General features: G+C 71.5%; 10 protein-coding genes. 2 read left to right on the top strand and 8 right to left on the bottom strand.

The window, feature by feature from the left end:
- Nucleotides 1–81 precede the first annotated feature (81 nt).
- Nucleotides 82–768 (bottom strand): PAQR family membrane homeostasis protein TrhA, encoded by a 687-nt coding sequence (gene trhA, locus ACWF9Z_RS05055; protein ID WP_453597565.1) that lies wholly within the window; start codon nt 766–768, stop codon nt 82–84.
- A 220-nt stretch (nt 769–988) separates the two neighbouring features.
- Between trhA and ACWF9Z_RS05050 the strand changes: the two genes are divergently transcribed.
- Entirely contained in the window at nt 989–2,848 is a 1,860-nt protein-coding gene (locus ACWF9Z_RS05050) for a phosphoenolpyruvate carboxykinase (GTP) (protein ID WP_453597563.1), read from the top strand.
- A gap of 89 nt (nt 2,849–2,937) precedes the next feature.
- Here the strand turns inward: ACWF9Z_RS05050 and ACWF9Z_RS05045 are convergent, their stop codons facing one another.
- From ACWF9Z_RS05045 to ACWF9Z_RS05030, 4 genes are read right to left on the bottom strand one after another with little or no spacing between them, the layout of a single operon-like run.
- Complete coding sequence (locus tag ACWF9Z_RS05045; protein ID WP_453597561.1) at nt 2,938–3,555, bottom strand: hypothetical protein; 618 nt, start codon at nt 3,553–3,555, stop codon at nt 2,938–2,940.
- Complete coding sequence (locus ACWF9Z_RS05040) at nt 3,542–5,173, bottom strand: substrate-binding and vWA domain-containing protein (RefSeq protein WP_453597559.1); 1,632 nt, start codon at nt 5,171–5,173, stop codon at nt 3,542–3,544. Before ACWF9Z_RS05040 ends, ACWF9Z_RS05045 begins: the two co-directional genes overlap by 14 nt.
- Entirely contained in the window at nt 5,170–6,348 is a 1,179-nt protein-coding gene (locus tag ACWF9Z_RS05035; protein WP_453597557.1) for a toxic anion resistance protein, read from the bottom strand. The genes ACWF9Z_RS05040 and ACWF9Z_RS05035 overlap by 4 nt, the downstream gene beginning before the upstream one ends.
- A 13-nt stretch (nt 6,349–6,361) precedes the next feature.
- On the bottom strand, nt 6,362–7,441 hold the full coding sequence (locus ACWF9Z_RS05030) for a hypothetical protein (protein ID WP_453597555.1): 1,080 nt from the start codon (nt 7,439–7,441) through the stop codon (nt 6,362–6,364).
- A gap of 143 nt (nt 7,442–7,584) precedes the next feature.
- Here ACWF9Z_RS05030 and ACWF9Z_RS05025 point away from each other — a divergent pair, with 143 nt between their 5' ends.
- Nucleotides 7,585–8,016, top strand: a complete 432-nt coding sequence (locus ACWF9Z_RS05025; protein ID WP_453597553.1) for a hypothetical protein — start codon at nt 7,585–7,587, stop codon at nt 8,014–8,016.
- Nucleotides 8,017–8,076: 60 nt separating this feature from the next.
- Here the strand turns inward: ACWF9Z_RS05025 and ACWF9Z_RS05020 are convergent, their stop codons facing one another.
- The 3 genes from ACWF9Z_RS05020 to ACWF9Z_RS05010 form a co-directional block, all read right to left on the bottom strand.
- On the bottom strand, nt 8,077–8,469 hold the full coding sequence (locus ACWF9Z_RS05020) for an SCO4983 family protein (RefSeq protein WP_453597551.1): 393 nt from the start codon (nt 8,467–8,469) through the stop codon (nt 8,077–8,079).
- Between the two features lie 94 nt (nt 8,470–8,563).
- Nucleotides 8,564–9,775, bottom strand: a complete 1,212-nt coding sequence (locus ACWF9Z_RS05015; protein WP_356655114.1) for a pyridoxal phosphate-dependent aminotransferase — start codon at nt 9,773–9,775, stop codon at nt 8,564–8,566.
- A 204-nt stretch (nt 9,776–9,979) separates the two neighbouring features.
- A complete protein-coding gene (locus ACWF9Z_RS05010) occupies nt 9,980–10,375 on the bottom strand; it encodes a hypothetical protein (RefSeq protein WP_453597549.1) in 396 nt (131 codons plus the stop codon).
- Nucleotides 10,376–10,583 lie beyond the last annotated feature (208 nt).

The following is a 10,583-nucleotide window of genomic DNA, read 5'->3' as shown; positions in this document are numbered from 1 at the left end:
TCTCCCGGCTAGTGGAGAGCCCCGGGGGGGCGTGGGCGGCGGGGGCCCGGGCGGCGCCCCGGGCCCACGGCACCCGTGCCGCTAGTGCTGGTACGCGGCGATCGAGATGCCGACGTAGTGCGCCACGAACGCGGCGAGCGTCAGCGAGTGGAAGACCTCGTGGAAGCCGAAGAAGCGCGGCGAGGGGTTCGGGCGCTTCATGCCGTAGATGACGCCGCCGACGCTGTAGAGGAGGCCGCCGACGATGACGAGCACCAGGACGGCGATCCCGCCGGTCCGCATGAAGTCGGGGAGGAAGAAGACCGCGGCCCAGCCCATGGCGATGTAGCAGGGCGTGTACAGCCAGCGCGGGGCGCCGACCCAGAAGACGCGGAAGGCGATCCCGGCCGCGGCCGCGATCCAGACCGCCCACAGCAGGGTCCGCCCGCTGGACGGCGGCAGGAGCAGCACGGTCAGCGGGGTGTAGGTGCCCGCGATGATCAGGAAGATGTTCGCGTGGTCGAGCCGCCGCAGGACGGCTTCGCCGCGCGGGCCCCACGTGCCGCGGTGGTAGACGGCGCTGACGCCGAAGAGGAGGCAGGCGGTGAGGATGTACACCCCGCACGCCACGCGGGCCCGGGTGGAGTCGGTGAAGGCCAGGAGGACGAGGCCGGCGATCACCACGGCGGGGAACATGCCGGTGTGCAGCCAGCCGCGCATGAGCGGTTTGGCCTCCGGATCTGCCGGTTCGACCACCGGAGCGGCCGCGGCAGCGGCGTCAGAAGTCATGGCGGACATGCTACCTACGGTTGCGTAGGTTTCCGTTAGTGCGCTTTACGGAAGATTGACCGGAGTGGCGATGCTCACGTGAGAAGCCCTCTGGACATATGCGCACACGCACCGGATGATCAGATGAGTGCAGTCGACACCGGATGAGCGGAGCGCGAAGCGTCCGGGTCGCGGCCCCCACGGGGCAAACACCTTTCAAACCCCTCAACAAGGAGCGATCGTGGCGCGCGACATCGCGGCTGGCACCACTTCCGACGTCCCCACCAGCCATCAGGAGCTCATCTCCTGGGTCGGTGACATCGCAGCCCTCACTCAGCCGGACCGCATCGTCTGGTGTGACGGTTCCGAGGCCGAGTACGAGGCCCTCTGCGAGGAGCTCGTCTCCAAGGGCACCTTCAAGAAGCTGGACCCGGCCAAGCGCCCGAACTCGTACTACGCGGCCTCCGACCCCTCCGACGTCGCGCGCGTCGAGGACCGGACCTTCATCTGCTCCGAGAAGGAGGAGGACGCGGGCCCGACCAACCACTGGAAGGCCCCTTCCGAGATGAAGGCCCTTTTCGCCGGTGAGGAGGGCTTCGCCGGCAAGGGCGAGGAGGGCGGGATCTTCCGCGGCTCCATGAAGGGCCGCACGATGTACGTCGTGCCCTTCTGCATGGGCCCCCTCGGCTCCGAGCTCTCCGCGATCGGCGTCGAGATCACCGACTCCGCCTACGTCGCGGTCGCCATGCGCACCATGACCCGCATGGGCAAGGCCGTCCTCGACGAGCTCGGCACCGACGGGTTCTTCGTCAAGGCCGTCCACACCCTCGGCGCTCCGCTCGCCGAGGGCGAGGCCGACGTGCCCTGGCCCTGCAACACCACCAAGTACATCTCGCACTTCCCGGAGACCCGCGAGATCTGGTCCTACGGATCGGGCTACGGCGGCAACGCCCTGCTCGGCAAGAAGTGCTACGCCCTGCGCATCGCGTCCGTCATGGCCCGCGACGAGGGCTGGCTCGCCGAGCACATGCTGATCCTCAAGCTCACCCCGCCGCAGGGCGAGGCCAAGTACATCGCCGCCGCGTTCCCGAGCGCCTGCGGCAAGACGAACCTGGCCATGCTGGAGCCCACGGTCCCCGGCTGGACGGTCGAGACGGTCGGCGACGACATCGCCTGGATGCGCTTCGGCGAGGACGGTCGCCTGTACGCGATCAACCCCGAGGCCGGCTTCTTCGGCGTCGCGCCCGGCACCGGCGAGCACACCAACGCCAACGCCATGAAGACGATGTACGCCAACACCGTCTTCACCAACGTCGCGCTCACCCCGGACGGCTCCGACGTCTGGTGGGAGGGCATGACCGAAGAGGCGCCCGCCCGCCTGATCGACTGGAAGGGCAACGCCTGGACCCCGGAGTCCGAGACCCCGGCGGCCCACCCCAACGCCCGCTTCGCCGTCCCGGCCTCCCAGTGCCCGACGATCGCCTCCGAGTGGGAGGACCCCAAGGGCGTCCCGATCTCCGCGATCCTCTTCGGCGGCCGCCGGGCTTCCGCCGTGCCGCTGGTCACCGAGTCCTTCGACTGGAACCACGGCGTCTTCATCGGCTCGAACATCGCGTCCGAGAAGACCGCCGCCGCCGAGGGCAAGGTCGGCGAGCTGCGCCGCGACCCCTTCGCCATGCTGCCGTTCTGCGGCTACAACATGGGCGACTACATGGGCCACTGGGTCGACGTGGCCAAGGACAAGGACCAGTCCAAGCTCCCGAAGATCTACTACGTGAACTGGTTCCGCAAGAACGACGCGGGCAAGTTCGTGTGGCCGGGCTTCGGCGAGAACAGCCGTGTCCTGAAGTGGATCGTCGAGCGCCTCGACGGCTCCGCCGAGGGAGTCGAGACCCCCATCGGCATCCTCCCGACCGTCGCGTCCCTGGACACCGACGGCCTGGACCTGCCCGCCGCCGACCTGGAGTTCCTGCTCACGGTCGACAAGGAGGTCTGGCGCGACGAGGCCTCGCTGGTCCCGGAGCACCTGAACACCTACGGCGACCACACTCCCAAGGAGCTGTGGGACCAGTACCACGCGCTGGTCGAGCGCCTGGGCTGAGCCCTCCGCCCGGACCGATCCGATCCGGGCACATCCGAACTCCTGCGGCCGGCTGTCCCCGGCCACAGGCTGACGCGGGATTCCCCGACCTAGGGTTCCCTACGGCCTTCCAGATAGGCCGTATGCGTCTGCTGACGGCGGGCCTCCGTTTCACGGAGGTCCGCCGTCACGCGTTCCGCCTCCTCGCGCAGCAGCTCCAGCTGCCGCTCCAGGTGGCGCTCCGGCGATTCGCCGCCCGGAGTCAGCCGCGTCCACCACCGGGTCCGGTGGTAGGTGTCCACGCACTCGGGCACGTCCGTGCGGATCGCCCGCGTCAGCGCGTGCACCGCCTCCGGATCCGTGGCCAGCACGCCCGCGACCCAGCCCGGCTCCAGCATCGCCGCGTAGAGCTCCAGCAGCCCGGCCAGCACCCCGGCCGGCTCCGCGGGCAGGTCCACCTCGGCCACGTACTCCCGCAGCCGCGCGAAGTCCTGCCGTACGAAGCTCAGCTCCTCCTCCGGCTCCGGCGGCACCGGCGGCGCCACCCGCTCGGGCGGGGCGATGAGCGCCCCCGCCGCGTACAGCCCGGCGACCACCACGGGCCAGTACGTGCCGGCCACCCCGGTCAGGGTCAGGCCCACGCCGGCCAGCCCGCAGGCGCTGCCCGCCAGGTTCTTCCTCGACTCCAGGAAGCCCAGGGCCCGCCCGCCCGCTCTACTGGTAGCCACGGATCTCCTCGAAGGCGCCGTCCAGCGAACCGTGGCCGTCGGTGGCGTCGAAGAGCCGTCCGCCGGTCAGTTCGGTGATGTGGGCGAGCTCCTTGCGGTCCGAGTCCCCGAAGAGCACCGCGAAGACCGGCGTGTGCTTCTGCGCCTCCGGCAGCCCCGCGTAGAAGGTGTCGAAGTCCTTCACCCGGTCGCCGCTCTCCCCGTCCGTCATCAGCACGATCGAGGTGAAGGCGTCCGCGTCGCCCCGCCCGAGGTGCTGGTACGCCGCCTTCAGGCTGCCGTACACGGCCGTGCCCCCGTCGGGCTGGAGCGACTTCACGTCACCGCGGATCGCCTCCAGGGCAGGGCCCGGATTGCCCGGTTCCACCACGTGGGTCAGCACCTTCTTCACCTTGTCGCCGAAGGGCAGGAGCGTCACCTCCTCGCGGTCCCGGAAACGCTGTCCGGTCCCCGAAGTCCCCGTACCCGTCAGGTCGGTGAGCGCGCTCTTGAGCCGCCCGATGCGGTTGTCCTCCTCCATCGAGCCCGAGGTGTCCAGCACGTACACCGTGCGCGAGGGCCGGCGCAGCTCGTTCTCGTAGGAGGCCAGCAGGCCGTCCGCCACCGACCGGGTGCCGGGGAAGGGCAGCTCGCGCCGCTTGTCCGCGTTCAGCCCGGCCCCCGGCGTCACCCCGGCCGCCACCGGCCGGCGGAAGGTCTTCTCGGTGATCGCCTTCTGGGCCTCGGCTCCGCTCAGGTAGTCGGTCAGCGCCCGGCCCGACGCGCGGGCCCCGGCCGGGGCCGAGGTCAGCAGGGTCAGCGGGTAGTGGGCGGTGACCACGCCGTCGACCGGCCGGATCACCGTCAGGTCCGTCTTCGCGTCCCGGTTCATGGACAGCAGCACCGACTCGTAGTTCACCAGCGCGTCCACGTCCCCGCGCTTCGCGTACGCCGTCGCCAGCCAGCCCGAGGAACCCGACGTCAGCTTCTGCCCGGTGAAGAACTCCTTCAGCTTCGGCTGCGCCGTCGCCACGTCCGCGTCGGTCAGCGCCGCCTGGGCCCCCGACAGCCCCGAGGCGACCGAGACCAGCGCGGAGAAACCGGAGTTGGAGCGCACCGGGTCGGTCATCCCGTACGTCAGCTTCCCCGCGGCCACCGCCTGATGGACGGCCGACCAGGTGACCTCCTCGGGCTTCCACCCGAGCCGGGCCAGCGCCTGCGGCTTCACGCCGATGGCGACCGGCGAGGACATCACCGGGGTCTCGCTCGACAGCTTGCCCGCCGCCTCCGGCCGCAGCCGCAGGTAGTCGTTGGAGGAGAGCCAGACCGCGTCGTACGCCCCGTCCGCCTTGCCCGAGGCGATCTGCTCGACCGCGTCCAAGGTGCCGGACATGGTCAGCTCCACGCTCACCCCGGTGGCGGCCTTCGCCGCCTTCAGCACCTCGTCCATGTCGGAGAGCTCGCTGGAGGCCAGCACCCGCAGCCTGCCCTCCTGGTACACCGACCGCTTCGGCGTGCCGGGACCGTCCGGGTGGCCGTCGGAGGTGCAGGCGGCCGTCCCGAGCAGGGTCGCGGCCAGCGCCACCGCGGCGGCGAGCCTTCTGCGCACCACGGCGCCGCGGACGCCGGCGGCGGTCATCGGGCCCCGCCTTCCAGGGCGTTCGCGGTGCGGGTGCGCGCCAGGTAGGCCGAGGCGGTCTGGAGCTCGCCGGTCAGGGACTCCACGGTGGCCGCCATGTTCTCCGTCGCCTGCACCTTGAAGGTGTCGATGGCGTCGAGGGTCTTGTAGATCTGCGCGAAGGCCGTCCGCAGGGTTTCGGCGCCCACCGCCGGATCCGCGGCGATCCGCTGGATCTCCCCGCTCTGCGTGGACAGCATCTCCGCGTTGCCCCGGATGAGGCTCTCGGTGGTGTCGCGCAGGGTGTTGACCTGCTCGGTCACCTTCTTCTGGCTGTCGAGCGCCGAAGCCAGCATCACCGCGATCCGCAGCGCGGACACCGTGGTGGTCGCGGCCCGCTCGACGCCCTTGATCAGCTCGTCGTTGTTGCGCCGGACCACGTCCATCGCCAGGTAGCCCTGCGCGCAGACGGCCAGCTGGGTCAGCAGGTCCTGGTGCTTCCGGCGGACCGGGAACAGCACGTCCACGCGCAGCGCGTCGGCCTGCCCGGGATCGGGCCGGGCCGCGATCCGCTCCTCCACGGCCGCGTCCAGGGCCTCGGTGAGCACCGCGTACTCCTGGAGCTTGCCCATGGTCTCCCACAGCCGGGCCCGCTCGGTGTGCAGGGCCGCGTTGTCGCGGCGCAGCTCGTCCTGGCCGCCGCGCAGGGCGCTGACGATCCGGTGGAGGGTCGCCTGGGAGGAGGCGTACTTGGCCACGTGGTCGCGGAGCCTGTTCCCGCCGGGCAGCTTCGCGATGAGCCTGCCGATCCCCTTGGCCGGGGAGTCGCCCGGGTCCAGGTCGCTCACGGTGCGCCGCAGTTCGACCAGCGAGTTCGCCACACGGGCCTGGGCGTCGCCGCCGTCGGCGCCGAGGGAGCGTACGGCCCGGTCCAGCATCCGGTTGGACTGCTGGGCGGCGCTGCGGATGTCGGCGGAGCCGAGGCCCGCGATCTCCCCGATGCGGTGCGCGAACTCGGGGGAGCGGCTGTCGATGCCGGCCAGCGAGCCGACGTACTCCCCGGCCCGCCGGGCCATCTCCTCGCGCACCCCGTCCTGGAGCGGTACGAGGCCGGAGGCCTGCTCCCGCTGGACGGGGGCGACGGGGTCGGGAGCGGTGAGGACGAGCGGGCCCTCTTCGGGCGGTGTCAGTGTCATGGTCTGTGTCCCCCTAGCCCTTGGCGCGCGCGGCCAGCGCCATCAGGTTCTTGACGGTCGGGGCGCCGACCTGGCGGATGCCGGTCAGCCCCGGGTTGAGGTGGGCGGTGTAGGGCGCGGTCGCGGCGGTGAACTCCGCCAGCCCTTCCTGGGGCCGGAACCCGTGGCGGATCTCCAGCGCGCGCAGGGTCGGGTCGGAGACCAGCAGGGTGCCGAGGCCCTTGGCGTTCTCGCTGATCGGCACGTAGGTGTGCGGGGAGTTGACGGTGGTGTCCGGGTAGAGGACCACCATGTCGCCCGGTGCCTGCTTCTGCAGGAGCAGGCTGGCCACCTGGGACTCGTAGGCGAGGATGAGCGGTTCGCCGCTGCCGCTGAGGAAGGCCCGGAAGGGGTCGTCGGTGGACTGCGGCATGGCGCCCTGGACGGAGATCAGCTTGCGCATCAGGGGCGCGGTGCGCTCGATCCCCGCGTCGTCGGAGACGACGGTGGAGTCGTTGGCGACGTTCGAGGTCGTGGCGAGGAAGAGCGCGCCCGAGTTGGAGGTGGCCGGATCGGTGGTCCGGATGAACACCGTGCCGTTCAGCTCGGTGTAGGCGCTGGTGCCGCCCTGGAGTTCCTGCCAGCTCTTCTGTCCGTCCACGGCCTTCAGGTAGGGGCCGAGGAGGAGCGTGCCGGTGTTCTTGCCGGTCATCTTCGCGAGCCCGTGGCCGGTGAGGACCTGGGCCGCGTTGGCGCGGGCGATGACGACGAGCGGGGAGAAGAAGGGCTTGGTGGTCTGGGCGCCCTTCAGTCCGGCCGCCGTCTCGATCTCGTTGGCGGGTTCGCTGCTGCTGGGGAAGGCGAAGTCGAACTCCTTGAGGGCGAGCTGGTCCATCGCCCAGGAGCCCGAGGTCTCCGTCTTCACGGTGTAGCCCTTGTCCTTCAGGGCCTTGACGACGTCGGGGTCGCGGAAGAACTCGGACTTCTCCGAACCGATGACGCCATGCACGGTCTTCGTTGCCGTGCCTTCCGGCTTCTTGCCTCCGAGCGCGATGACGGCTGCCACGCCGCCGATCAGGAGGACCGCCAGGGCGATTCCTAGGATGCGTCTCACGGGTGCAGCGTGCTCGCGGAAACCCACATTCCGCGTTGGGTCGGGTGAACGGGGAGTGACCAGGCGGTCCCACTTCGAAATGCTGTGTGGGCCCGTGGGTGCTGGTGGGCGGGGCGGGCGGCCGGGAGGATCGTGCCATGGGCGTGAGCGCGTTGAAGTGGCAGGGCTGGCTGGTCTCCCTGGTGTGCGTGGCAGGGCTGCTGGTGTTCGCCCCGCTGGGGCTGTACGTGTGGGCGGGGGACGCCCCGGCGCCGCGCCCGGCGTCCGCGGCGGGGGAGGACGTACGGATCACGGACTGCCGCATCGATCCGGCGAGCCGGCGGGTGACGGCCTCGGTGGAGGCGGTGAACCGCTACCCGGGCGGGGGCGCCTACGTGGTGACCGTGGAGTTCCGGGCGAAGGCGGATCCGGAGCCCGGCGACCGCGGCGCCCAGGCGCTGGTCAAGGTCCCGGGGGTGCTGCCCGGGGCCACCGAGCACGGTGAGGCGGTGGGCCCGGTGTGGCCGCCGGCCCAGGTGCCGTGGTGCGGTGTCGCGGCCGCGGAGTTCGCCCCGGCGGCGGCTTCGGCGCCGTAGCGGGGCCGCGCGGGGCAAGGGCGCCCGGTCCGGAGCCTCGGCGGCCCCGGACCGGGGCCGTCAGTGGGCGCCGACGAGCTCGAGCGCGGCGCTGTGGGCGTTCATGCGCTCGGCGGCGAGGATGGCGACGGTCGTGTCGGCGCGGGACGCGGCGACGAGCAGCGCCCGGGCGGCGAGGTCGTGGGCCTGCCGGTGCAGGGCCCGGGCGGCCTCGGCCGCGGGGCCGGGGGTACGGGGCGCGCGGGTCGGCTGCGCTCCGCGCAGCCGGGCCACCTGGGCGGCGATGCCGGCGGCGGCCGCTTCGAGGCCGAGCTCGTCGGTGACGGCGAGCAGGGCGGCGAGGTGGCCGCCGAGCTGGATGTCCAGCGCCTCGGAGCGGCTGCTGCGCGGGTAGTCGCTGCGGCGGCCGTCCATGCGGGGATCGACCGGCTTGGTCCGGATCGGCTCGTACATGAGAGGGCCTCCTGCGGGGTCAGGAGACCATCCTACATTGGATTCGTTCTAAAGTTGAGCTCAATCCTGTTCTGTGTGTCCGGCTCGAGGTTCCCTATGGCTGGCCGTAGCCCTCGAGGAAGTTCCCGATCCGGGTCACGGCGTCGCCGAGGTCCTTGGCGTTGGGCAGGGTCACGATCCGGAAGTGGTCCGGCTCGGGCCAGTTGAAGCCCGTGCCGTGGACGACCATGATCTTCTCCTCGCGCAGCAGGTCGAGGACCATCTGCCGGTCGTCCTTGATCTTGTAGACGGACGGGTCCAGCTTCGGGAAGAGGTACAGGGCGCCCTTGGGCTTCACGCAGGTGATGCCGGGGATCCGTGTGAGCAGGTCGTACGCCGTGTCGCGCTGCTCCAGCAGCCGGCCGCCCGGCAGGACCAGGTCGACGATCGACTGCCGGCCACCGAGGGCCGTCGCGATGGCGTGCTGCGAGGGCATGTTGGCGCAGAGCCGCATGTTCGCCAGGATCGTCAGGCCCTCGATGTACGAGGACGCGTTCTTCTTGGGCCCGCAGACCGCCATCCAGCCGGCCCGGAAGCCGGCGACGCGGTAGTTCTTGGAGAGCCCGTTGAAGGTGAGGGTCAGGAGGTCCGGGGCGATCGCGGCGGTGTTCGTGTGCGTGGTGCCGTCGTAGAGGATCCGGTCGTAGATCTCGTCCGAGCACACGATCAGGTTGTGGCGGCGGGCGATGTCCGTCAGCCCGCGCAGCATCTCGTCGTCGTAGACGGCGCCGGTCGGGTTGTTCGGGTTGATGATCACGATCGCGCGGGTGCGGTCGGTCACCTTGCGCTCGATGTCGGCGAGGTCCGGCATCCAGTCCGACTGCTCGTCGCAGCGGTAGTGCACGGCGGTGCCGCCGGCCAGGCTGACGGAGGCCGTCCACAGCGGGTAGTCCGGCGCCGGGACGAGCACCTCGTCGCCGTCGTCGAGCAGCGCCTGCATGGACATCTGGATCAGCTCGGAGACCCCGTTGCCGAGGTAGATGTCCTCGACGTCCAGGTCGATGCCCTTGGTCTGGTAGTGCTGCATCACCGCGCGGCGCGCGGACAGCAGCCCCTTCGCGTCCCCGTAGCCGTGGGCGTTGCCCAGGTTGCGGAGCATGTCCTCAAGGATCTCCGGCGGGCAGTCGAAGCCGAAGGCCGCGGGGTTGCCGGTGTTGAGCTTGAGGATGCGATGACCTGCCGCTTCGAGCCGCATGGCCTCTTCGAGCACGGGCCCGCGGATCTCGTAGCAGACATTGGCGAGTTTCGTTGACTGGATCACCTGCATGACGGGAGCTTACGGCGCCCGGTGCGGGCGCGCCGAGTCATTTGGACGCGGGGCACCACGCGCGATATGTACCGTTTCGCGTGAAGCGGGGGTGTGGGTGGCGCGGATCCTTGGAAACGGGTGCCGTCATGGCGCTCCGGCCTGCGGAATGAGTGGCCCCCGCCGTCGGCCCCCGGCCGGGGTGTTGTGCGCGTCACTGAGCCGTCAGGCTCCGAGGTACGTCGTGGCCCCGGAGACGAGCGTGCCGACGGCGAGGGCGCACACCGCGGCGGCGTAGCCGCCCGCCCACGCGCGGGAGGATTCCCGCGGCATGCGCGTGCGCAGCAGGGCGTCCGCCGCTTGGCCGGTGGTCAGGGGGATCAGCAGCGTCTTGATCTCGTCCAGGCCGACGTGGACGGTGCGCCCGGTCGCCAGCGCGCCGAGGCCGAAGCCGAGTACGGCCGCCACGACGACCGGCACCGACAGGGCCAGGCGGGGCCGGCGGCCCCGGGGAGCGTGCTTGCGCTCGGCCCTGGCGGCCGTGACCAGGAAGGTGGCGACGATGACGCAGGCCGCGACGAGCGCGGCGAGCCCGGCGGTCTTCCAGGTGTCAGGGGACACGGGGCCGCCCGGTCTGCGGGGAGGCGGGGCGAAGGGAGAGCTGCTCTTCCCCCGGGCCCCGGGTGACCGTGCCGGCGGCCGGGGCCGCCTGCACGGCCTCCGGCGGGTCGGCGGCGACAGCGGCCTCCGCCCCCCCGCCGGCGGGGGGGGGGTGGGGCCAGGGGGGGGCCGCGCCGCGCCGCCGCGCGGCGCCGCCCCGGGGGGGGCC

This window comes from Streptomyces sp. NPDC054961 (assembly GCF_053609145.1).
Note: the sequence above shows the minus strand (reverse complement) of the source record. Positions and strands in the feature narration are given on the sequence as shown.